The organism is Propionicicella superfundia DSM 22317 (genome assembly GCF_000423465.1).
Lineage (GTDB): Bacteria > Actinomycetota > Actinomycetes > Propionibacteriales > Propionibacteriaceae > Propionicicella > Propionicicella superfundia.
Window position 1 is genome coordinate 864270 of record NZ_KE384020.1, and the last position, 23685, is coordinate 887954.

The 23685-nt window shown below is 72.5% G+C and carries 14 protein-coding genes; 11 read left to right on the top strand and 3 right to left on the bottom strand.

All coding sequences use genetic code 11. From position 1 onward, the window contains the following. The first annotated feature begins 28 nt into the window (after positions 1 to 28). From G555_RS18960 to recD, 3 genes are read left to right on the top strand one after another with little or no spacing between them, the layout of a single operon-like run. Positions 29 to 3262 (top strand): exodeoxyribonuclease V subunit gamma, encoded by a 3234-nt coding sequence (locus G555_RS18960; RefSeq protein WP_051208620.1) that lies wholly within the window; start codon positions 29 to 31, stop codon positions 3260 to 3262. After that, the gene (locus G555_RS0109185) at positions 3231 to 6551 is read left to right on the top strand and encodes a UvrD-helicase domain-containing protein (RefSeq protein WP_028708653.1); all 3321 of its coding nucleotides are present in this window, start codon (positions 3231 to 3233) and stop codon (positions 6549 to 6551) included. The genes G555_RS18960 and G555_RS0109185 overlap by 32 nt, the downstream gene beginning before the upstream one ends. Then, positions 6548 to 8320, top strand: coding sequence for an exodeoxyribonuclease V subunit alpha (gene recD / locus G555_RS0109190; protein ID WP_028708654.1), 1773 nt, complete (start codon positions 6548 to 6550; stop codon positions 8318 to 8320). Before G555_RS0109185 ends, recD begins: the two co-directional genes overlap by 4 nt. Before the next feature lie 40 nt (positions 8321 to 8360). Here recD and nudC read toward each other — a convergent pair whose 3' ends face one another. From nudC to G555_RS0109205, 3 genes are read right to left on the bottom strand one after another with little or no spacing between them, the layout of a single operon-like run. Beyond that, on the bottom strand, positions 8361 to 9218 hold the full coding sequence (gene nudC, locus G555_RS0109195; RefSeq protein WP_169337885.1) for an NAD(+) diphosphatase: 858 nt from the start codon (positions 9216 to 9218) through the stop codon (positions 8361 to 8363). A gap of 9 nt (positions 9219 to 9227) precedes the next feature. Then, complete coding sequence (locus G555_RS0109200; protein WP_245581231.1) at positions 9228 to 12446, bottom strand: ATP-dependent helicase; 3219 nt, start codon at positions 12444 to 12446, stop codon at positions 9228 to 9230. Further along, positions 12443 to 15613: an ATP-dependent helicase gene (locus G555_RS0109205; RefSeq protein WP_169337886.1), complete on the bottom strand. Its 3171-nt coding sequence runs from the start codon at positions 15611 to 15613 to the stop codon at positions 12443 to 12445. The genes G555_RS0109200 and G555_RS0109205 overlap by 4 nt, the downstream gene beginning before the upstream one ends. A gap of 221 nt (positions 15614 to 15834) precedes the next feature. On the opposite strand from G555_RS0109205, the gene G555_RS0109210 reads away from it, so the two are divergent. The 8 genes from G555_RS0109210 (at position 15835) to G555_RS18975 (ending at position 23493) form a co-directional block, all read left to right on the top strand. Next, a complete protein-coding gene (locus G555_RS0109210) occupies positions 15835 to 16038 on the top strand; it encodes a cold-shock protein (protein ID WP_028708658.1) in 204 nt (67 codons plus the stop codon). Positions 16039 to 16102: 64 nt separating this feature from the next. Further along, a complete protein-coding gene (locus G555_RS0109215; protein WP_028708659.1) occupies positions 16103 to 17017 on the top strand; it encodes a DNA polymerase domain-containing protein in 915 nt (304 codons plus the stop codon). A 39-nt stretch (positions 17018 to 17056) separates the two neighbouring features. After that, positions 17057 to 17671 (top strand): TetR/AcrR family transcriptional regulator, encoded by a 615-nt coding sequence (locus G555_RS18965; protein ID WP_169337887.1) that lies wholly within the window; start codon positions 17057 to 17059, stop codon positions 17669 to 17671. Positions 17672 to 17739: 68 nt separating this feature from the next. Continuing rightward, complete coding sequence (locus G555_RS0109225) at positions 17740 to 18984, top strand: toxic anion resistance protein (RefSeq protein WP_028708660.1); 1245 nt, start codon at positions 17740 to 17742, stop codon at positions 18982 to 18984. Positions 18985 to 18993: 9 nt separating this feature from the next. After that, positions 18994 to 19548, top strand: coding sequence for a hypothetical protein (locus G555_RS0109230; protein ID WP_028708661.1), 555 nt, complete (start codon positions 18994 to 18996; stop codon positions 19546 to 19548). A 2-nt stretch (positions 19549 to 19550) separates the two neighbouring features. Beyond that, the gene (locus tag G555_RS18970) at positions 19551 to 21158 is read left to right on the top strand and encodes an AAA family ATPase (RefSeq protein WP_211223209.1); all 1608 of its coding nucleotides are present in this window, start codon (positions 19551 to 19553) and stop codon (positions 21156 to 21158) included. After that, positions 21155 to 22396, top strand: a complete 1242-nt coding sequence (locus G555_RS0109240; RefSeq protein ID WP_028708662.1) for a hypothetical protein — start codon at positions 21155 to 21157, stop codon at positions 22394 to 22396. Before G555_RS18970 ends, G555_RS0109240 begins: the two co-directional genes overlap by 4 nt. After that, positions 22393 to 23493 (top strand): hypothetical protein, encoded by a 1101-nt coding sequence (locus G555_RS18975; protein ID WP_036921717.1) that lies wholly within the window; start codon positions 22393 to 22395, stop codon positions 23491 to 23493. Before G555_RS0109240 ends, G555_RS18975 begins: the two co-directional genes overlap by 4 nt. The last annotated feature ends 192 nt before the right edge of the window (positions 23494 to 23685 follow it).

A 23685-nucleotide genomic window follows, 5' to 3' on the forward strand; every position in this document is an offset into this window, starting at 1 on the left:
GTCGGCGGATCGCCCTAAGGTGTGGGCCATGGAGGGGTTGCTGCGAGACGCCGGCGTCGTCGTCCACACCGGCACCGCCGAATCCCTCGTCGCCGAGCTCGCCGCCGAGCTGGAGCAGACGGGCGCCGATCCGTTCGCGACCGAGACGGTCTGCGTGAACGGTCCCGGCATGGCGCGCTGGGCGGCCTCGGAGCTGTCGCGACGACTCGGCTCCGCGGGTGCGGGCGACGGCATCTGCGCAGGAGTCGCGACCCCGACCCTGGCGCGCTTCACCGAACGGATCGTGGACGAGATCGCCGGCGTCGATCGGCGCAGCGACCCGTGGTCACGACGGCGACTGACCGGCGCCGTGCTGCAGGCCATGCGCTCGTCCGCCGGTGAGCCGTGGTTCGACGTCGTCGCCCGCCATCTCGGCACCCCGGGGGACGAGTCCCGGCCCGGCAGGTGGCACGACACGGCCGCGCGCGTCGCCGGCCTGTTCCGCCGCTACTGGACGCATCGTCCCGGCATCCTCCGTTCCTGGACGAACGAGGCGAATGTCCGGCCCGTCCCGGCCGCGACCGGCTGGCAGGCCGAGCTGTGGCGTCGTGTCCGCGCCGCCGTCGACGTGCCCGACCCCGAGGAACGGCTCCGCGAGGTGTGCACGCGCGTGCGCGCCGGGCGGGCCGACGGCGTCCCCGACCGTCTGTTCATCCTCGCTCCCAGCACGGTGACCGTCCGCGAGGCGGATCTTCTCGCCGCACTCGCGGACGTGTGCCCGATCTGGATCGGTCTCACCGGCTCGCCGGCCGTCGCTCCCCGCCACCCCCTCGCCGCCGCGCTCGGGCGCGAGTCCGCCGCCCTGCGGGCGGCGCTGTGTCCCCCGGCGGCCCTTCCCGGCGTCACGGTCGGCCCGGCGCCGCCCGCTGCCGCTCCGACCACCTGCGATTCCGCGCCCCGCTCCGTCCTGGCCGCGTTGCAGGCGGACATCCTCGCCGACCGCGCCCCCGTGCCACGGCCCGGCCTGCGCGACGCCTCCGTCCAGCTCCACCTGTCCCACGGAGCCGACCGGCAGGTCGAAGTCCTGCGGGAGGTCCTCACCGGGCTGTTCGCCGACGACCCGACCCTCGAACCTCGCGATGTCGCCGTCCTCACGCCCGATCCGGCCGCGGTCGCCCCGCTCGTGAAGGCCGCGTTCTGCCTTCCGGCCGAGGCCGGGCCCACACATCCCGGCCATCGGCTTCGCGTGCGCGTCGCCGCCGGCGGCGGCGCGGCCGTGAGCCCGCTCCTGGCCCTGCTGGTTCGTCTCCTCGACGCGGTCACCGGCCGCCTCACGCTGGCGGAGTTCGCCGATCTCGCCGGGCAGCCGGCGATCGCTCGCCGCTTCCACCTCTCGCCCGAAGACCTCGAGGACCTGACCGGTCTGTTGCAGGACGCCGGAGTGCGGTGGGGCCTCGATGCCGCCGACCGCGCCCGCTTCGGGCTGGGGCGGGTCGCGCAGAACACGTTCGCGGCGGGTCTGGACCGGTTGCTGCTGGGTGTGGCGCTCGCCGAGAACGACACCCTCGTCGTGGGCGGGGTCGTCCCCATGGACGGGGTCGAGTCGACACAGCTCGCCGCTCTGGGGCGGGTCGCGGAGCTCCTGGCACGACTCGGTCGACTCGCCGAGACCGTCCGCACCCCGCGCTCCGCTCCCGCCTGGGCCGACGCGCTACGCATCGCCTCGGCCGGGTTGACCGACCCGGGCCCCGCCGATGCCTGGCAGGCGTCTGCTCTCGCAGCCACGCTGGCCGACCTGGCCCAGCTCGGCGACGACCGCACCGACTGGGCGGTCGGCGACGTCCAGGCCTTCCTCGAAGGTGAGCTGCACGATCTTCCCGCCCGCAACCCGTTCGGGAACGGGAGCCTGCTCGTGACGGATCTGACCTCGCTGCGCTCGGTGCCCCATCGCGTCGTCGCGATCCTCGGCATCGACGAGCAGTCCTTCCCGCGGATCACCCGCACCGACGGAGACGACCTCCTGTCCCAAGACCCGCAACCGCTCGACCCCGACCGACGCCGGTCGGACCGGCAGGCACTGCTCGACGCCGTCCTGGCAGCGCGCGACCACCTCGTCGTCGTCGGTCAGGGCGCCGATCCGGCGACCAACACCGAGGTGCCGCTCGCGCTGCCGCTGCTCGACCTGATCGACGCTCTCCGCCGCACCGCGCCCGCCGACGGTGCCTGGCTGCGGGTCGACCACCCGTTGTACCCCTACTCGCCGGCCAGCTTCACCGGACCGGTCGGGAGCTTCGACAGCGCCGCGCTGGCCGCCGCCGGCGGCGCGTCCCCGATCGCCGCCGACCCGTGGCGGCTCGGCGACCTGCCGCCCCTCGAACCGGGGGAACTGCCGGTCCGGACCGTGCTCTCCTTCCTGCGACACCCGCTGCGGGAGCTCCTCAAGGTGCGCTGCGGGCTGTCGGTCTACACCGAGGAGCAGGTCTCAGCGGAGCTGCCGATCGAACTCGACGGGCTCGGGATGTGGAGCATCGGCGAACGGATGCTGGCCCGCGTGCGCGCCGGTCAGGATGTCGACGCCGTGCTCGCCGCCGAGCGGGCGCGCGGCTCGCTCCCGCCGGGCGCGCTCGGCGACAGGGTCCTCGACAAGGTCTCCGATCAGGTTCGCGAGTGCCTGCGCGCGACCGAGGCCCTCGCCACGGGTCCATCCGTCCGCCACGACCTCGCCGTGACGGTCCGTGGCTGGACCATCACCGGCTCGGTGGACACCGTCGGCCAGGAGGTCCAACTCGTGCGCTTCTCGAAGCTGAACCCCGGCATCCAGGTCGAAGCCTGGCTCTCGCTGTTGCTGCTGCAGGCGACCCATCCCGACACGCCGTGGCGCGCCACGACCGTCACGCGTGCCGGGCTCGCCTCCTGGCAGGCCGGGACCGTCGACCCCCGTGCCCACCTGGACTGGCTGCTGCGGATCTACCGACTCGGGATGTCCGGGCCGGTGCCGCTGCCCCTCGGAACGGCGTTCGCGTATGCCCGCGATGCCGCGCTCGTCGGCGACGACGCGGCCGACCTGGCGGCGCGCAACGCGTGGCGGGCAGAGTCTGCCAAGGACGAGTGGTGGCCACGGTTCTACGCATCCTTCGCAGACCTGCTGAACGCCCCCGTTCCCGCCGATCTGGGCCTGCCTGTGGAGCGCTCCCTCTTCGGCACGCTCGCCCGGTGCGTCTGGGCGCCGATTCTCGGTGGGGAGGTGCGTCATGACCAGCAGCCTCGATCTCACCGGCTTTGACCTCACCGGCGACCTGCCCGCAGGCACTCTCCTTCTCGAAGCGAGCGCGGGAACCGGGAAGACGTACACCCTGGCCTCTCTCGCGGTGCGATACCTCGCCGAGGAGGACGTCACGCTGCGCGACCTGCTCCTCATCACCTTCAGCCGCATGGCCACGGCCGAACTGCGCTCACGAGTGCGGGCCCGCCTCACCGAGGCCATCGCCGCCCTCTCCGGCCCCGGGCGCGACGGCGGGGCCCACCTCGCCGATCCGGTGCTCGCCCACCTGTGCGAGGGAGATCCCGGACAGCTCGCCCTCCGCCTCGGCCGGCTGCGCGCCGCCGCCGCCGATTTCGACGCCGCGACGATCGCCACGACGCACGAGTTCTGTCAGCGGATGCTGTTCGGGCTGGGTGTTCTCGCCGACCACGACCCGGCACCGAGGTTCGTCGCCGATCCCCGAGCACTGGTCGCGGAGACGACGGCCGACGTCTTCGTGCGTCGATTCGCGGACGCACGAGCCCCCTTCACGTACGCCGACGCGTGGAACGGCCGGGTTCCCGCTCAGCAGTTCGCCGCGGCCGTCGTCCGGGAGCCGGCTGCCGTCGTCGCCCCCGACGACGCCGCCGGCGTCGCCGGCGAACGGGTCGACTTCGCCCGCGAGGTGCGCGGCGACGTCGAGCGGCGCAAGCTGCGGCGGCGTCTGTTCACCTACGACGATCAACTCATCCGGCTGCGTGATGCCCTCTGCGATCCCGTCACCGGCCCGGCGGCGCGCAGCCGCCTCGCCGAGCGATTCCGCGTCGTGCTCGTCGACGAGTTCCAGGACACCGACCCGATCCAGTGGGAGATCCTGTCCCGTACCTTCCACGGTCACAGCACCCTGGTCCTGATCGGAGACCCGAAACAGGCCATCTACGGTTTCCGCGGTGCCGACGTCGGCACCTACCAGTCGGCCGCCGCGGTCGCCGATCGGCGTGCCGCACTGACGACGAACCACCGCAGCGACGCCGCGCTCGTCGCAGCGGTGGACCAGCTCGTGGGCGGCGCCGAGCTGGGGGCGGGCATCGTCGTGCCGCCGGCCACGTCGGCGCACCCGGCGCGACGCATCGCCGCTGCGAGCCCCGGCCTCGCGCGGCCCCTGCGGATCCGGGGTGTGCCCCCGCAGCATCGCGAGCTGGACAGGCGCACCGCGAACGCGATCATCGTGAACGACCTCGTCGCCGAAGTCGCCGGACTGCTGACGCAGGACGTCCGTCTCACCCTCGACGGCAGGCAACGCGCGCTGCGCCCCGGGGACATCGCGGTGCTCGTCCGTACGAATGCGATGGGCAAGCGCATCGGGACGGCCCTGCGCGAGGCCGGCATCGCCGCGGCGGTCGCAGGTTCCGACAGTCTCTTCGAGAGCGATGCGGCACGTGAATGGCTGCAGTTGCTGCGCGCCCTCGCCGAGCCGCGAAGCCGGCGTGTCCGCACCGCCGCCCTCACGCCGTTCCTCGGGTGGACCCTGCAGGAGCTCGCCGAGGCCGACGACCTGCGGCTGGCCGCGCTCCGCGAGACCGTGCATGCCTGGAGTCGTGTGTGGGAGGCGCACGGAACGGCGGCGCTGTGGGAGGCGGTGACCGCGCGTCCGGCCTTCGCCGCCGGGGCACGGGCACGCCCTGACGGGGACAGGCTCCTGACCGACCTGCGCCAGGTCGCGCAGGAGCTCGAACTCGCCGAGTCCCGCGGCGTTCGGCCCGCGGGCCTCGTCGACTGGCTCGTCGACCAGATGGCCGAGCGGCCCGACACACGCCGATTCCTGGCCCGCGACGACGAGGCCGTCCATGTGCTCACGATCCACCGGTCCAAGGGGCTGGAGTTCCCGCTCGTGCTGCTGCCCGACCTCGCCATCCGCACCCGGCTCCCGCGGGGGGACGAGACGATCGTGTTCCATGACGAGGCGCACCGCCGCTGCGTCGACGTCGGCGGCGGGGGGGCGCCGGGCCGATCGGCTCGTATGACCGCCTGGCGGGAGGAGGCCGACGCCGAGACGCTGCGCGATCTGTATGTCGCGGTGACCCGGGCGCAGGTCGGTGTCGTCGCCTGGTGGGTGCCCGAGAAGACCACACGCGAATCTCCGCTCCATCGCCTCCTCGCCCGCCCGCCGGGGACCATGAGACCCGCGCGGTCCTACGACCTCGACGACCTGCGGGTGCGCCCGGACCGCCCGGCCGTGACGTTCGAGACGATCTCCCCGGCAGAGCCCCGCGTCGCGCCGCGACTCGCCCCGGCCGCCGCCGACAGCGAGGGACTGCGCGTCCGATCCTTCGATCGGAGCATCGACCTCGCGTGGCGCCGGACGTCCTATTCCGGCCTCACCGCGGCGGCACACGAGGCCTTCGCCGCAGGCGACGCGCGGGGGTGGGAGGCCGACGAGCCCGCCGAGGCCGGCGACCCGGTCGCCGACACGGAACCCGAGCCGGAACCCGAGCGTGGAGACCCGAGCCCGGTCTCGCCGTTCGCCGGCCTGCCGCGCGGAACCGAGTTCGGCACGCTGGTCCACGCCGCCTTCGAAGAGCTCGATTTCGCCGCGCCCGACCTCGCCGCCGAGTTGGAGCGGGTCACCGCCCACCTCGCTCCCCGCACGTCGGTCGACCTGTCCGCCGCCGCGCTCGCGGCCGCGCTGGAGCCCGTCCTGCGCACCCCGCTCGGCGACATCGCCGACGGTCGCAGCCTCGCAGCCTTCACCAGGGCCGACCGGCTCTCGGAGCTGTCCTTCGACCTGCCCCTCGACGCTCGCGACAGCGCGACTCTCCGCTCGATCGCCGACATCCTCGCCGCGCACCTGGGCCCCGACGATCCCCTGGCCCCCTATCCCGCCCGGCTGCGTGAGCTCGACCCGGCCGGACTGCCGCTGCGCGGCGTCCTGACCGGAAGCATCGACGCCGTGCTGCGCCTGCGGCCGGAGAACAGGTTCGTGGTCGTCGACTACAAGACCAATCAGCTCGGCGGGCCCGAGCAGCGCGTGAGCGAGTACGACCCTGCGGCGCTGGCGGTCGCGATGATGGACAGCCACTACCCGTTGCAGGCCGTCTTCTACTGTGTCGCTCTGCACCGCTATCTCCGCTGGCGGCTCCGCGGATACGATCCGGCGACGCATCTGGGCGGCGTCGGGTATCTGTTCGTCCGCGGCATGGCCGGTCCGGCCTCCGACGGGACGACAACACCCGGCGTCTTCGCCTGGCGCCCGCCGGCGGCCATGATCACCGCCCTCTCCGACGCCCTGGCCGGCGCTGCCGTCCCGAACCCCCACCGGAGGCCCACATGACCGTCCCGGCACAGTCTCCCCTCGTGGCGGCCGCGCCACTGCCCGCACCCGACCTGTCGCTGGTGTCGACGGGGCTGATCGCGGAGTTCGAGGCGGCCGGAGTGCTGCAATGGGCCGATGTCCACGTCGCACACCGCCTCGCCCAACTGGCCGGCGAAGGCCGCCCCGACGTCGTCCTCGCCGCCGCCCTGGCCGTCTGGGCCGCGCGGGCCGGTTCGGTGTGCGTCGAGATCGACGCCGTGGCGGGAGAGCTGTTCGAGACCGGGGAGGAGCGCATCGACACGACCTCGCTCCCCTGGCCCGCGGTCGACCCATGGCTCGCTGCGCTGACCGAGAGCCCCCTGGTCGGATGCGAACCCGACGGCCCGCGCCGACCTCTCCGACTCGCGGGGACCCGCCTCTACCTCGACAGGTACTGGCGTGAGGAGGAACTCGTCCGGGAGGCACTGCAGCGCCGGATCGCACGACCGGCGCCCATGGTGGACGCCGCGATCCTCGACCGCTCGCTCGCCGCCCTCTTCTCCGGCGACACGGCCTCGGGGCAGCGGGACGCCTGCCGCACCGCCGCGGGCTCGTGGGTGAGCGTCATCGCCGGTGGGCCCGGGACCGGGAAGACGACGACGATCGGGCGTCTCCTGCTGACCTTCCACGAACTCGGGCTGCGCAGGATCGCGCTGGCCGCGCCCACCGGCAAGGCTGCGGTCCGGCTCGGCGAGGCGGTACGCGCACAGTTCGTGCTGCACGGCGCCGGTGAGCTCGCCGACCGTGTCGAGGCGGTGACGCTCCACCGGCTCCTCGGCCTGCGACCCGGGGGCGCGCCGTCGTCCGGGTCGGCCGACGTCCTGCCCCACGACGTGATCGTCGTCGACGAGATGTCCATGGTGTCGCTGCCGCTGATGGCCCGGCTGCTGGCGGCCGTGCGTCCCGACACGCGCCTCGTTCTCGTCGGCGACCCCGACCAGCTCGCCTCCGTGGAGGCGGGCGCGGTGCTGGCAGACCTGACGGAGAGCCCCTCGGCCTCCCGGCTCGGGGTCGTCCGTCTCACGCAGAACTTCCGGTTCGGCTCCGACATCGCGCGCGTCGCCGACGCCATCCGCTCCGGTGAGGCCGACGCCGTCGTCGCCGCGCTGCGCGCCGGATCAGCCGCGACCGTCCTCGTCGAGACCGGCTTCCAGACCGTGCCCGAGGACCTCCGCGAACGCGTCGTGGAGGTCGGTGCGCTCATCCACGAGTCGGCCCTCGCCGGGGACGTGTCCGGCGCGCTCGCCGCGCTCGAGGGGCACCGCGTCCTGTGCGGTCACCGCACGGGCCCGTACGGAGTCGCGGCGTGGAACCGGCACGTTCACCAGTGGCTTTCGGATGCGGCGCCGGGCTATGCCGCCGAGGGCGAGTGGTATCCGGGCCGTCCGGTGCTGGTCACCGAGAACAGCGCCGAACTGGGCCTGTTCAACGGCGACTCCGGCGTGGTCGTCGCCACATCCGGCGGGCCGCGGGTCGCCTTTCCCGGCGGCCGCATCGTCCCGGTGCATCTCCTCGACGCCGTGGCGACCGCGCATGCGATGACGGTGCACAAGGCGCAAGGCAGCCAGTTCGCCGCGGTCAGCCTGATCCTGCCGCCTCCCGGGTCGCCGCTGCTCACCCGCCAACTGCTGTACACCGCCGTCACCCGGGCCAAGACCCGGATCACGCTCTACGGCCAGGCCGAAGCGGTGGTCGACGCCGTGCAGCGACCCGCGCGCCGCGCGTCAGGACTGCGGACGCGTCTGTGATCCGACCGCGCCGGTTCGCGCCGAGCCTCCCGGATGCGGGTCAGAGCCGGTTCTCGCGCCAGGCTGTGATGATGCGGTACGCGATGGACAGCGATCCCGGCAGCGAGACCTCTCCGGTGGTCACGGCCGCGTCGAGCTCGGCCCGCGAGAACCAGCCGGCGGCCTCGACCTCGACCCCGTCCACCGCGAATCCCGGATCGTCGGCCACCGCGTGGAAGCCGACCATCAGGCTGCGCGGAAACGGCCACGACTGGCTGGACAGGTACCGGACGTCGCGCACGTGCAGGCCGACCTCCTCGGACACCTCGCGCGCGACGGCCTGCTCCAGACACTCCCCGGCCTCCACGAACCCGGCGATCAGTGACATCCGCCGCGGTACCCACACCGACGGGCGCGCCAGCAGCAGCCGGTCGGCACGGTCGGTGACCGCCACGATCATGGCCGGATCGGTCCGGGGGAACCGTTCGCGGCCGCACCGGGTGCACCGCCGGCTGTGCCCCCCTGCCCGAACCTCGCTGTAGCCGCCGCACACCCCGCAGTACGGGGCCGCGGCATGCCAGTTGTGCAGCGCGACCGCCGTGGTCGCGATGTCCCGCATGGTGTCGTCGAGCCGCGTCCCCACGACCTTCAGCGACATGGCGGGAAGGTCGAGATCCGACGACTCCACGAAATAGGGCTCGCCGTCCACCAGCCCGAGGAGAAGGTGGCGCTGCGTGTCGAACCGGCCCTCGGGCCGCACGAACTCCAGCGCGTCGCCGCCGGGCGCCACGGCGAGGTCTCCCTCGGCGTCCACACGGAGCAGGTGCCCGTCGGGCCGTGTCCACAGCGCCGCGATCCACGACTCGTCGGCGCGACCCGGCTCCACGCGATCCAGTCTGCTGCTCGTCCACCATTCCACGGGCACAGGTTAGCCCTCGCCCACGGTGCCGATGAGCACTTCCAACTCGGCTCGACCGGGAAGCGGCGGCATGACGAGCCGGTCGCTCCGCACGAAGTGAAAACCGGCTGCGACGTCGGAGGCCGGGATGCCGTTGAGCTCGGCCCAGGCCACCCGGTAGCACGCGAGCTGAAGCGGATCCGCCCGCTCGCTCTCACCCGTCTTCCAGTCGATGACGACGTAGGTTCCAGGACGCTCCCCGTCGTAGACGGCGTCGATCCGGCCACGCAGCGTGATGCCGCCGATCGCCAGGGTGAACGGCGCCTCGAGGGCGATCGGGGCGCGAGCGCCGAACCGGCCGGCGACGAACGCGTCGCAGAGCTCCCGGAACTCCGCCTCGTCGCGCACATCGCCCGCGGTGGCCTCGTCGTCGGCGGTCACCGGCAACGACGTCTGGCCGAACTGTCGCTGCACCCACTCGTGGAACCGCGTGCCGAACGCGGCCGCCCGTGACGGCTGTCGCGGCATGGGCCGGGCCAACGCACGGGCGAACGCCCCCGGATCACGGTGGGCCGCCATGAGGCCGGACACCGACACGCTGCCGGGCATCCGCACCTCGCGGGCACCGGCCAGGCGCCGCGTCTCGGCCAGCAGGAGCTCGAGATCGGTGTCCCACTCCGCGACCCGGGCCGCGTCGTCGAGCAGTGCGAGGTCGTCGGGCGGATATGCACCGGTCGCGGCACGAGTGTCGCGCGCCTCGACGACGAGCTGGGCGGCTCCGGTGCGACGCGCGAACGCCGTCTCGTCGAGTGCCGCGGGCCACCCGACCTCGAGGCTGGTCGGCTCGAGCGGGTTCTCGTCGCCGGCAGGCGGCACATCGCACCACACGCGGCCCGACTCCTCGGCGTGCCGGCGCAGCAACTCGTAGTAGGCCGATGGCCGCCGGACCGTGGAAAGGCCTCCCCGCCAGTTGTGGACCGTGCCGGCCACCACCCGCCGCGCTCGCGTGAACCCGACGTAGGCGAGCCGGTCCTCGGAACGGAGATGGTCGTCCTTCAACTCCGCTGCATAGGCATCCATGCCCGTCTTCGTGGCCTCCCGAAGCTGCGGAATCGACCGGCGATCACCACGCAGCGCGGGCGGGAGGGTCGCCGAGTTCCTCAGCCAGTTCGCCGTCGTGCGTTCGCTGGGGAAGACCTTCGCCGCCAGGTCGGGGAGGAACACCGCGTCCCATTCGAGCCCCTTGGCCTTGTGGATCGTCAGCAACTGGACGGCGTCGGAGGAGCGCGGGACATCGAGGTCGAGCCCGACCCCTTGGTCCCGCTCGGCGTCCAGGTAGCCCAGCAGCCCTCCGAGCGAGGACTCGCCGTCGACGTCGGCGTAGTCGCCGACCGCGTCGAGGAACCGCCGCAACTGGGAGCCCCACGGCGTCGCACCCCCTGCCTGGAGCGCGGCCTCCACATCGAGCTGGAGGGTCGCGATCACGCGGCGGGCGAGGTCGAGCACCGGCTCGTCGGCGTGACGCCGAAGCTCCGCGAGCTCGCTCGCGAACGCCGCGAACCGCGTCCGTGCGGCGACGGAGTACGGCCCCGGACCGGGGTCGGCCGCCGCCTCGCTGAGGCTGACGACCTCGGTCGGATCGACGGCGTACACCGCGGCCTCCAGGTCGCCGCGCAACGACGCCTCGGCGGCGGCAGGGCGCCGGCCGGCCAGTTCCATCGCGCGGGCACCGAGCGCCGCGAGGTCGGGCGGGCCGATCCGCCACCGCGGGCCGGTGAGCAGCCGGACGAGCGCCGGGTTCGCCGTCGGGTCGTCGACGAGGCGCAGCGTCGCGACGACGTCCATCACCTCGGGCAGCGACAGCAGACCGCCCAGCCCGACGATCTCGACCGGGACGTCGCGCCGTCTCAGCCCGGCGAAGAGATCGCCCAGGTCGGCGTTGCGCCGGCTCAGCACGGCGATCTCGCGCCACGGCATCGCCCGTGGACCGGTGTGCAGGTCGACGATCCGATCGCAGATCCACTCCACCTCGTCGGGCCAGGTCGCGAATCCGCCCGCCCACACCTCGGCGGGGGCAGCCCCGGCGCCTGCCACGAGCCGGGCCTCCGAAAGGTCCATCGCGACCAGCGGATCGGCACGTAGTGGCTCGGCGACGTCATTGGCCGCCGCGAGGATCTGCGGACCGCTGCGCCGGTTGACAGTGAGCGGGAAAGCGAGCGCCGGGCGGTCGTCGGTGCCCGGAAAGTCCGTCGAGAACTCCACGATGTTGCTGGCAGCGGCGCCTCGCCACCCGTAGATCGCCTGGAACGGATCACCCACCGCCGTGACCGGGTGGCCTCGCCCGTGTGCGGGATCGCGACCGGAGAACAGTCCTCGCAGCAGCGCGGCCTGGGCCGCGGAGGTGTCCTGGTATTCGTCGAGCAGGACGACGCGGAACTCGCGCCGGACCAGATCCGCCACGGCGGGCACCGAGCAGGCCAGGCGCGCCGCGACCGCCATCTGGTCGGCGAACTCGACGAGCCCGAGGTCGAGCTTCAGTCGCTGGTAGGCGCGGGTCAGGCTGGCGAGCTCCAGACGTTCCGCCGCGAACCGCTGCGCCTCGACGACCGCCTTGTACGGATTGCCGCGGTACAGGGGCGCCTGCCCCAGTCGGTCGGTGAAACGACGCGTCTCACGATCCAGGTCGTCGTCGGACACCAGGTGGTTCTGCATCTCGGAGTCCAGCGCGAGAACCCGCTCGGTGACGGTATCGGGCCGCAGCCGGGAAAGGTGTTCGAACGGACCCGCGGCGGCGGACACCACGCGGCTCGCCAACCGGAACCGGCCGGCGCCGGTGAGCATGACCTGGTCCGACTCGACCCCGAGCCGCAGCCCGTGCTCGGCCACCAGGCGCGCCGCGAACGCATCGTAGGTCATCACAACCTGCTCACCCTGCTCGGGCCAGCTTCCGGCATCGGTGATCCCGGCCGTGAGGAGGGCCTTGCGGATCCGTGCCGACAACTCGGCCGCCGCCTTGCGGGTGAAGGTCAGGCCCAGCACCTGGTCGGGTCTCACGAGACCGCGCCCGACGAGCCACACCACCCTGGCGGCCATCACCGTCGTCTTTCCCGAGCCGGCGCCGGCGATGATCACCCCCGGCTCCAGCGGCGCGGTCGCAGCGGCGAGCTGCTCGTCGGAGAAGTCGACGCCGAGGGCGCTGTTGAGCTCCGCGGGCTCGGTGAAGAACGCCCTTCCGTGCAGCGATCTCACAGCACCACCTGCTTCCCGCCCCGGGCAGGGCAACTCGCGCTGAACGGGCAGAACCGGCACACGTCGTCACCCGGCGTCGCCGGGTACGTCCCGGCGCGGATGATCCGCACCGCCGATGCCAGTCGCTCGTGCACCCAGGTCGGAGCGGATCTCGGCCCGGAGCCCTCGGGATGCGGCTCGTCGCTCAGCGACGCCTGGCTCACATGTCTGGGGTAGTCGGCGTTGGTGCCGGGCAGGCGAAGCAGGACGAGTTCGCCGCCGCCTGCCCGGCGGATGCCCGGCGCGACATCGTCGAACCCGCCGAGAGTGACGGCCAACTGGTACACGCCAAGCTGGTCGTGCGAGGCGACCTCGGCCTGCGTCGGCGCCCGCCGCGCGGTCTTGAAGTCGATGATGCGCAGGCCGCCCTCCCCGTCGTGTTCGAGCCGGTCGACGGCCCCGACGAGCACGACCCGGGCGCCGTCGACCTCCACCTCGGCGCGGAAGGGAACCTCGACCCCGACCACGCGCCGGTGGTCGTTCGCCGCCGCCCAGGCGGTAAGCCGCAACAATGCGTGCTCGGCCTCCATCCGCTCGCTGACCGACAGCCACGCCGCATCGAAACCGATCCGGTCCCACACGTCGTCGAGCGCCCCCGTCAACTCGTCGGGGCTGAGCCCGTCGCTCAGCGAGTGCTGCGCCAGCGCATGGATCACAGAACCCAGGCCGGCCGAGCTCGACCGCGCGGTGTCGGCATGCGCCTCGCGGGACAGGAAGTACTGCCGAGGGCACGACAGCAGACTGCCGAGCTGGCTGCCGCTCAGCCTGATGCCGGCGCCCCCGCCAGGAAGCGACTCCGCACTCACCGGGACGGTGCCCCACCAGGTCGCCGGGTCCGCGGCACGTTCGCCGAGATCCGCCACGCGCGCGAGCCGCGCCGCCGCCGCCCGGCGCAGTCCGTCGGACGACGCGGGGTCGGCCAGGGCGCGACGCAGCGAGATCACCAGATCGGCCATGGTGAGGGACGGCGTGGTGAGGTCTCCGGCGGGCTCGACCGCCTCTCCCAGCTCATGCAGGAAGCGGGAGGGCTCATCGCCTTCCCCGTCGGTGCCGGACACGGCCGTGACGACGGTCTCCTCGGTGGCGCGCGTGATCGCGACGTAGAACAGTCGCCGCCCGGCCGTCACGCTCGCGGCTCGGTCGAGCCCTGCCGGTGGATCGGGCAGCGCGTCCGCGTGAAGCAGCGGGTCGGCCGACCGGACGTCGGGCCACACGCCCTCCTGCACCCCCGCGACGAACACCCGCCGCCACTGCAGGCCCTTCGCCCTGTACACGGTCAGGACGCGAACCGCGTCACCGCGCACAGGCGCCTCCCGCAGCGTGTCTGCGGGAATCGACTGCCCGGCGACCTCTTCCAGGAAGACGGCGACGCCCCGGTCCCCGACGAACGCGTCGGAACGCTCGGCGAGGTCGAACAGCGCGCACACCGCGTCGAGGTCACGATCGGCCCGGCGGGCCCGCGCCCCCCCGGCCGCGGCGTCGGCGGCCAGCTCCTCGGGCCACGGAGTGCCTGCCCAGACATGCCACAGCACCTCCACCGCGGACGCTCCCGACGTCGAGAGTGCCCGCGCGCTCGCGAGCAGGCGCGCCAGCCGGTCCGCGGCCGCGGGAACGCGTTCGGCCGGCAGGTCCTCCAGCCGGCGCGGATCGCGCAGAGCGGCGGCCAGCAGGTCGGCCGCGCTGCGCGGCAGCTCCCCGCCGAGGTCGGCGCGCTCGGCGTCCCGCAGCGCGCGGCCGAGGCCCCGCAGCGCCATCGAGTCCAGGCCGGCGAGGGGGGAGGCGAGCAGCCGCCCGGCGACGTCAGCGTCCAGCGGCGTCCGCCCGCACACCACCGAGAGCGCGAGCAACAGCGGTCGGACGGCCAGCTCGGCGGCGAGCGGGATCTCGTCCCCGGCGACCTCGATGGGAATGCCTGCCGCTCCGAGCGTGCGCCGCAGCGCGGGGATGAGGCGCCGCCCCGCCCGCACGACGACGGCCATCTCGGACCACGGCACGGCGTCGGCGAGGTGGGCCTGGCGCAGTTCGCGGGCGATGAACGAGAACTCGTCGGAGGACGTGGCGAGGGTGTGGATCCGGAACCGTCCGGGCCGGTCGGCGCCGTCGAGCTGCCGCAGCCCGGCGAGCGCGGCTCCGGGCAGCCCCGGCAGCGGGAGCCGCCCGGCCAGCGCCGCAGCGGCGTTCCGGCTGCGCTCGGGGAGACGGAACGAGTGCGTCAGGACCTCGATCCGCGCCTCCCCGGTCGCGTCGGAGAACAGCCGCACGAACTCGGCCGGCCCGCGCGGGTGCGCGCCCCGGAACCCATAGGCCGCCTGGTCGGGGTCGGCGCAGGCCACGATGTGGCCCCCGGGCGGAACGAGCTGCCGCAGCACGCCGAGTTGGGACGGGTCCATCTCCTGCACCTCGTCGACGAGGACCGCCGAGATCTCCCGGCGCAACGTGTCGACCACGTCGGGTCGCGCCAGCAGCAGCCGCGTGCGATGGACGAGCTCGGCGTAGTCGAGCGCGCCCTCGGCGTCGAGCACGTCGAGGTACTCCTCGAAGTAGGCCCCCGCAGCGACCCATTCGTCGACGCCCGCGCCCGCACCGGCGGCGGCGATGTCGCCCGGATCGAGCCCGAGCTGCCGTCCGCGCGCCAGGAACCGCCGCAGCTCGGCCGCGAAGCCGCGCGTCCGCGTGGCCACCCGCAACGCGGGCGGCCACGCCGCATCCGGCGTCCCCGCGAGCAGTTCCCGCATCCGCTGCTCCTGCTCGGGCGCGCTCAGCAGCCGGGGCCGTCCCTCGCTCTCACCGGCGAAGCGACCGGTCACGGCCAGGCAGAACCCGTGCATGGTGACGGCCAGCGGTGAGCGGACCGCCCCGTCCGTCGAGCCCGCGATCCGGTCGCGCATGCGCGCCGCCGCCCGCCGCGAGAAGCAGAACACGACGGGCTGCGGCGCCCCCGCCGTCCGTGCCCGCGCCGCGGCGGCCGCCGCCAGCGTCTCCGTCTTGCCCGTGCCCGGCCCGCCGAGCACCAGCAGCGCGCCGCCCGGATGGTCGATGATCCGCTGCTGAGCAGCCGTCGGCACCAGCGGCGGCACGATCGTGTGTCGCGGGGGACGAAGGACGAAAGGCGGGATCGATCCGGGCACGGCACAATGCAAGCACCCCGCACCGACATGTTGCGCCGCCGACGCCCATTGCACATCCGTTCAACATCTGACCCGCCCACGGAACACACTGGCCAGCCACTCGAAGTTGTGACAAAGTGACCGTGCTGTCACCCGCACCCACCACTCAAGTGGCCGGGGTCACGTTTGGCAGTGCTGGTGAATCCGTAGGGTGCGGGTCACAAGATGTAGGGAGTAGTTGCATGGCGCAGGGAACCGTCAAGTGGTTCAATGCCGAGAAGGGTTACGGCTTCATCGCCGTCGACGGCGGAGGTGCGGACGTCTTCGTCCACTACTCGGCCATCGACACGTCTGGGTTCCGTTCGCTGGATGAAGGACAGAAGGTCGAGTTCGACATCATTTCGGGTCCGAAGGGCCCGCAGGCGGACCAGGTTCGCGCGATCTAAGCACACTCTTGCTTCCGGCCGGGTCCCTTCGGGGGCCCGGCCGACGTCTTTCCGGGGGAGATCCATGGACGACCTCACCGCAGAGATCGACGGCCACGTCCTTCGCCTGTCCAACCTCGGCAAGCCGCTCTATCCCGATGGCTTCACCAAGGGCGAGATCATCGACTACTACGTGCGCGTCGCCCCCGTCCTCCTCCCGCACCTGCGGGACCGCGTCGTCACGAGGCTCCGCCTGCCGGCCGGAGTCGCGGGCACCGGCTTCTTCGAGAAGAACGCGCCTCCCGGCCTCCCCGGCTGGGTCCGACGACACGTGGTCACGTCGCCCGATTCGACCGTGACGTACGTGGTGGTGGCGGACACGGCGACGCTCGCCGTCCTCGCGAACCTCGCCTCCCTCGAGATCCACACACCCCAGTGGCGGATTCCCGGCGGGCGCTCCGGCGCCCTGAACCTCGACGCGACGCCTCCGCCGAGCGACCAGGTGATCGTCGACCTCGATCCCGGACCCGGCACGACCACCGCCGATCAGGCGCGCGCCGCGTTGCTGATCGCCGCCCGGCTCGCCGCGGACGGGATCCTCGGCCTTCCGCGAACCAGCGGCGGGAAGGGGCTGCAGATCCAGGCGCCGATCGTCCCGGCCGACGGACGCGCCGTCACGGCGTACGTGCGGGCGATCGGCACCGAGCTCGTCGCGACCCACCCGGAACTGTTCACCGTGAGCGTGTCTCCCGCGGTCCGTGCGGGCAAGGTCTTCGTCGACTACAACCAGAATCTGACGACCCGCAACACCATAAGCCTCTACTCGCTGCGTGCGGGCGACGCCCCGACCGCGTGCACACCCCTCACGTGGGACGAGGTCGGCGCCGCCGCCGAGGGCGCCCCGCTCCGGTTCACGGCCGGCGAGGTGCTCGACCGTGTCCAGCGATGGGGGGACCTCGCCGACGTCCTGCTGGATCCCATCCGTCCGTTGCTCCCATAAGTTACCGAATGATCGCCGCCGGCCGATATGCTCACCGGTGTGAGTGACACGACCCCCCCTCGCCGACAGCGGCTTCCCAAAGCGCAGCGCCGCGTCCTCCTGCTGGAAGCGGCCACGATGGTGTTCGCGCAAGAGGGCTACCACAACGCCTCCATGGAGGCGATGGCACGTGCGGCAGGTGTCACCAAGCCGGTCCTGTACCAGCACTTCCCGTCCAAGCTCGACCTTCTGCGCGCGGTGGCCACCGAGTCCACCCTCGAGGTGGAACGAGTGGTGACCGCGGCGATGAACGACAATCTGTCCTCGGGCACTCCGTTCGAGAGCGCGATCGAGGCGCTGTTCGACTTCGCCGAACGGCGCCCCCATCAGTTCCTCCTCGTCTACGAGACCGAGCTCCCCCAGGACGATCAGGTCCAGCACACGATCCTCGAAGGCACGGCGCGGGTCGTCACCCACGGCATTCCGATCATCAAGGCGCACACCGGCCTCGACCAGAACGGGGCCGCGCTGCTCGCCTGGTCGATCATCGGCATGACGACCTTCGCCGTCCGCCACTGGAAGCGGGCCAACGACGGCACGAGCAAGGCCGACGCCCTCGTCCTGGCACTGGAACTGCTTCATTCAGGGTTGAGTGGCTGGGAATCTCAGGGTTGATCCTGCCGCGTCTCACCCGGTCCCCGGCTAAATTGGAGCACGATCCGCGCACGTGAAAGGTGAAGCGATTGTCCACGCCCACGCAGCCCCCCGGTGGCGCAGCAGCAGTTCCCGCGCCGACGCCGCTTGCCCCACCCGACCTGCTCACCTTGACGGCCCCCGAGCCCGTCCACCCCGTCGCTGAGACCGCCGCCGGCGCCATGGCGCCCGCGGTCGATCCCGAGCAGGTCCCGGTCCTCGACGCCAAGGTCGACCAGTTCGTGACCGCCATCACGTCCGTGCAGCCCAAGTCACCGCAGTTCGCCGCTCAGGCCGACGCCGTGCGCTCCATGGGCGACGCCGACATCCGCAAGGCCGCGGAGTCCTCGAACCGTCTGCTCCAGACACCGGTCCGCGCCGTCCAGTCCGGCGGTCTGTCCGAATCGTCCAATGTCGGCAAGACCCTGCTCGAGTTGCGCCGCACGGTCGAATCGCTCGACCCGGGGCAGGCCAAGGGCGGCAAGAAGATCCTCGGCTGGCTCCCCTTCGGCGAGAAGGTCGAGGACTACTTCCGCAAGTACCAGAACAGCCAGCAGCACCTCAACGGCATCCTTCACGCCCTGCGCAGTGGCCAGGACGAGCTGACGAAGGACAACGTCGCCCTCAACATGGAGAAGCAGAACCTGTGGACCGTGATGGGGCGGATGAACCAATACGTCTACATCGCCGAGAAGCTGGACGCCCGGCTGTCGGCGATGATCGCCGAACTGGAGGCCACGGACCCCGACAAGGCCACCGTGATGAAGCAGGACGTGCTGTTCTACGTCCGCCAGAAGCACCAGGACCTGCTCACGCAGCTCGCGGTGTCCATCCAGAGCTATCTCGCGATCGACATCATCATCAAGAACAACATCGAGCTCATCAAGGGTGTCGACCGCGCCTCCACGACCACGGTGTCCGCGCTGCGGACGGCCGTCATCGTCGCCCAGGCGCTCGGGAACCAGCAGCTCGTCCTCGACCAGATCACCGCGCTCAACGCGACGACCAGCACCATGATCCAGCGGACCTCGGAGATGCTCGCGTCCAACTCCGCGCGCATCCAGGAGCAGGCGGCGTCGTCGGCGGTCGGCATGGAACAGCTTCAGGCCGCGTTCGCGAACATCTACAAGACGATGGACACCATCGACGAGTTCAAGCTCCGCGCGCTCGACTCCATGTCGCAGACGATCGGCACGCTGGAGATCGAGGTCACCAAGTCGAAGGCCTACCTCGAGCGCGTCCGCCAGCAGGACTCGCGGGGCACCGTCCAGCCGGCGACGCTGGATCTGGGCTAGTCGGCCGGCATGGGTCTGTGGGACTGGTTCACGGGGGGAGACAAGCAGGAGCCAGCCCCCGAGGGGCCGCAGACACCACCGGCGCCGGCTGCCGACGACATCGCCGCGGCGCTGGCCGGTGTCGAACGCCTCGTCGCCGATCCCGGCGTGCCCGGGCCGGTGCGCTCCCGCGTGGAGCGGATCACCCGGACGGTGCGCGATGCCCTCCCCCGGATGAGCAATCTCGGTGTCGGCAGCCTCGACTCGTACTCGCTCATCGCGACGGCGACCGACTACCTGCCCGAGGCGGTCGGGGCCTACCTGCGGCTGCCGCGCGACTGGGCGGACTCGCGCCCGGTCGAGAACGGCAAGACGTCGCTGCTGGTGCTCGTCGACCAGCTCGATCTGCTCGGCCTCACCGTCGACAAGATGCTCGATGCCGCCACGCGGACCGACGCCGACGCGCTGATCGCCCACGGCCGGTTCCTGCAGGCCAGGTTCGGCGACCCCTCCAAGGTGTACGAACCCGTGAACGACGAGCCCGCTCCCGGGCCGGCACCCGCCAACCCCCTCGACCTGGAGTGACGATGACGAAGACCCTGCCCGAGGCCGTCGCGGCCGCCGCCGACATCGCCGGGTCGGCCGGGATGGACCGTGCCGAGGCGGAGACCGAGGCCCGGCAGCTCTCGGCCGCAGTGGCCGAGCCCGCGGGAGGCGCCTATCTGGTGTGGACGGCGGCGCTCGGCCTGGAGCCCTCGGCCGAGGCCTTCTTCGAGGCGGCCGTCAAGGGACGCCGCTTCCGTGCGTCCCCGACACCACTGCTCAGCCGACTGAGCTGGACCGACCCGTCCGCGGCGAGGCGCTACGCGGCCGCCCTCGCCGACGTGTGCGCCGCGGCCGCCGCGCTCGCCCCGTCCGACGACCTGGTGGCCGGCGCAGCGCGTTCGGCCCGGGCGGCGCAGGCATCCGCGGTGAGCCCGGGGGGCACCCCGGCCGACCCGATGGACGATTTCGCCGCGCGCGGCCCGCAGCTCCTCGATCAGGTGCTCACCCGGCTGCAGGAGAGCACGCGGCGCGTCCGCGATCTCGGCTCGGGCCCCTCTCTCGACCTCAGCGGCCTCGATCCGGCGACGCCCGGCGCGTTCGACTTGACCGGGCGGGGAGCACCGCCCGCCTCCGTCACCCCCGGCCCCACCTCCTCGGCGCGTCTCCCGGAGCCACCCGCCGCGCAGCCCACGGCGGCCGCGGACGAGCCTGCCGCGCCCGCCGAGACGGACGAACCGGCCGAGCCCGAGAAGACCGTCGAGGAGCTGCTCGCAGAACTCGACGCCCTCGTCGGGCTCGGGAGGGTGAAGAGCGAGATCCACCGGCAGTCGGCCATCCTTCGCGTCGAGGCACTGCGCACGAAGGCCGGGCTCAAGCGGCCGACCATCACACGCCATCTCATCTTCGTGGGCAATCCCGGCACCGGGAAGACGACCGTCGCCCGTCTCGTGGCAGGCATCTACAAGGCCCTCAGGCTGTTGTCGCGCGGGCAGCTCGTCGAGGTCGACCGCAGCGAACTCGTCGCCGGGTACCTCGGGCAGACCGCCATGAAGACCGCCGAGGTGGTGGACAAGGCCACCGGCGGCGTGCTCTTCATCGACGAGGCGTATGCGCTCAACGGCGACCAATACGGCGAGGAGGCCATCAACACCCTCGTGAAGGAGATGGAGGACAACCGCGATGACCTCGTCGTCATCGTGGCGGGCTACCCCGAGCCGATGGAGACGTTCATCTCGCAGAATCCGGGCCTGACCAGCCGCTTCCGCACCACGATCACCTTCGACGACTACACCGACGACGAACTGGAGGGAATCCTCGCGCAGATGGCCGCGGCCGCCGACTACGACCTGGAGTCCGAGGCGATCGACGAGTTCCGGCGGATTCTCGCCCGTCAGGTCCGCGACGAGTCGTTCGGGAACGGGCGGTTCGCACGCAACGTCCTCGAAGCGGCCATCGGCCGGCACGCCTGGCGGCTGCGCGACGTGGCCGAGCCGTCCGTGGCCGATCTGCGCACCCTCCGTCCGGCCGACCTCGCCGAGGACACTCCCCCGGCGCCCCCGCCGGTCGCCTGGCCTGCCGCCGAGCCGGAGGACGAACCCCTGCCCGAGGCGGCACGGACGGCTGCGGACAGCGGGCAGGAGGAGCCGTGACCGAGCTGAGGACGCAGCCGAAGACCGTCTCGCACACCACCGCCGGGGCACTGGCGCCGCTGGCGGCGGCCGGGTTCCCGTCGCGCCAGGATCCACCCGAGTACCGGGTCTCCACGCCCGCGCTGCTGCGATACGGGCAGGTCGCGCTGCTCATCGTGGGACTGCTGCTGGGGCTCGTCTCCGTCCCGCTGTTCATCACCGGCGACCGGTTCGCGCTGCAACAGACGGCAGAGCAGGAGCACGCCGATCTGAGCAGCATCCAGACCGAGGCCGCGAAGGCCAACGAGCTGGCGCTCACGTCGCTGCTGAACGGGAAGCCCGACCGCGACGGATTCGGCACGCAGATGGGAGTCGTCGCCGAGAAGGTCGCCGCCGCAGGCCGGTCGGGCTCGGTCGACACCGGCCTCCTCGGCAAGGTCAACTCCGGTCTCATCCAGTACACGGCCCAGATGAACGCGGCGTTGACGGCCGACGAGGCGACGGCCGGCAGCGGCACCTCCGAGGCGGTGGCGGCCCAGCAGACGCTGGAGGACGACGTGCTCACGAATCTGGACGCCCTGCTCGGCGACGCCGCGGCCGGGGAGACCTCGCCGCTGTGGACGTTGGTCGCGACCTGGGTCGCGATCGGGATCGGCGCCGTATGCGCACTGTGGCTGATGGTGCTCGTCGCACGACGTTCGCGACGCGTCCTCAATCTGGGGCTGATCGGCGCCCTGACCGTCCTCGCGGCGGGAGGCGTGACGATCGGACTGCTCAGCGGCGCGGTCTCCGGACCGACGCAGGCGACCACGGCCCACACCCTGACGGCCGCACAAGGCCAGTTGACACGCGTGCGTGCGGCGGAGCTCACCTACATCCTCGCGCCGTCGGTCGAGCGACGCAGCAGTGTGACGGCCCACCTGGAGCAGGCCAGGGCGCTTCTCGCCTCGGGCGCCGACGACGGCGCCGCGATGCTGACGCCGTACGAGAAGGGGTGGCAGACGGTGTCGGCCGAGGTGACGGGGAAGGACACCGCCGGTGCCGCCGAGGCCGCGACCGGGACCACCGGGCCTGCCCTCGTGACGCTGACGGAGAAGACGTCGGCGCTCGTCTCGACCGACCGGTCCGCGGTGGTCGCGACGCTGTCCGCCGGGGCTCCGGTGCTGACGTGGATGGGCGTCACGATGATCGCCGTCGGTCTGGGCTACCTCATCCTCGGCCTCATCGGCCTGCACGCACGGATCAGGGAGTACCGATGACGACGATTCCGACGGCTCCGGGCGCCATCGACCGACCCGGCACCCCCGAGGAGGTCATGGACTACCTCGGGCAGCTCGGCGACTGGCTGATGGAGCGGCGACAGGAGCTCTCGGCCATCGACGCCGCCGTGCTGCGCTCCCCCGACCGGGCCGCGCTCACCGCCGACATGGCCCTCGTCCTGTCGGTCTGGCAGGCCGTCAAGGACCGCTATGACGCGCTCCTGACGACCTGGGACTCGGGTCGGGTCGGACAGCAGGAACTGCTGGCGATCTCGGCACTCCTGTGGGGACGGCTCGAAGGGCGGCCCGGCGATCCCGCCACCGTCGCGGTGTCGGTTCCCGAGGGCTGTCGCATGGTCGAGGCGCTCACCAACCAGTTGCGACAGCGGCTGCAGGTCGGACCGAACGCCGCCCAGTACGCGGCGCGGATCGCGGGGCTCCGCGCACAGATCGACCGCATCCACGACCAGATCGGTCTGGAACCCCCCGCCCAGCAGCCGTCCGCCCGGGCGATCGAGGAGCGGTTCGGGAGCCGCCTCGCCGCGATCATCGAGAAGTTCAGCCGGGGCGGGGACATCGGGGGCGTGCTCAGCGCCCTCGAGGTCGACGCCGCGCGGTTCGAGCGGGACCTGCTCGTCACGCAGGGCAAGCGCCGCCAATCCCTGGAGCTTCTCGGTCGCGCCCGGAAGCTGGCGGCCGAGCTCGCAGAACGGCAGGCCGCGCTCACCGAGCTCGTCGCCCGTTGCATCGCGACCGTGACACCGGCCCCCACCTACGCCGTCCCGCAGGTCTCCGCCCTCGGCCCGGTGCCGAACACGCCCGACAAGCTGGACGCGTACCTGGGGCGGCTGGAGCAGGTCGACAAGGCCATGGACGTCGTCCACGAGGCGTACACCGCGGCGCTCGCCGACCGCGACGGCCTCGAACTGGCCTTCCAGCGGTTGCGGCTGCAGACACCGGCCCCGGGAGCGCTCACCGTCGCGATCGGGGACGTCGCCGCCCGGTCGCTCGCCGAGAGACCCTGCCCCGTGCGGGTCGCCGGGCACCTCGTCGACGCGTACAAGGCGAGCCTCGACGGACAGGCCGGTGCGGTGTGAGGTGCACGCGGCCCGGGTGCGGCGGGACCATCGTCGACGGCTACTGCGACGAGTGCGGAATGCCGCCGGACACGGACGCGGGTGTCCCGGGCACGGACTCCCCGCGAGCGGACGCCTCGCCCGTCCCACGGGCGGCGCGCCCCCCGGCCGCCCGGCCTGCGGGGTCGGCGTCCGCCGGCGGCCGGCCGGGCT

Coding starts and splice junctions, on each gene's coding strand:
- G555_RS18960 (WP_051208620.1), top strand. CDS start 29: ATGGAGGGGTTGCTGCGAGACGCCGGCGTCGTCGTCCACACCGGCACC.
- G555_RS0109185 (WP_028708653.1), top strand. CDS start 3,231: ATGACCAGCAGCCTCGATCTCACCGGCTTTGACCTCACCGGCGACCTG.
- recD (WP_028708654.1), top strand. CDS start 6,548: ATGACCGTCCCGGCACAGTCTCCCCTCGTGGCGGCCGCGCCACTGCCC.
- G555_RS0109210 (WP_028708658.1), top strand. CDS start 15,835: ATGGCGCAGGGAACCGTCAAGTGGTTCAATGCCGAGAAGGGTTACGGC.
- G555_RS0109215 (WP_028708659.1), top strand. CDS start 16,103: ATGGACGACCTCACCGCAGAGATCGACGGCCACGTCCTTCGCCTGTCC.
- G555_RS0109230 (WP_028708661.1), top strand. CDS start 18,994: ATGGGTCTGTGGGACTGGTTCACGGGGGGAGACAAGCAGGAGCCAGCC.
- G555_RS18970 (WP_211223209.1), top strand. CDS start 19,551: ATGACGAAGACCCTGCCCGAGGCCGTCGCGGCCGCCGCCGACATCGCC.
- G555_RS18975 (WP_036921717.1), top strand. CDS start 22,393: ATGACGACGATTCCGACGGCTCCGGGCGCCATCGACCGACCCGGCACC.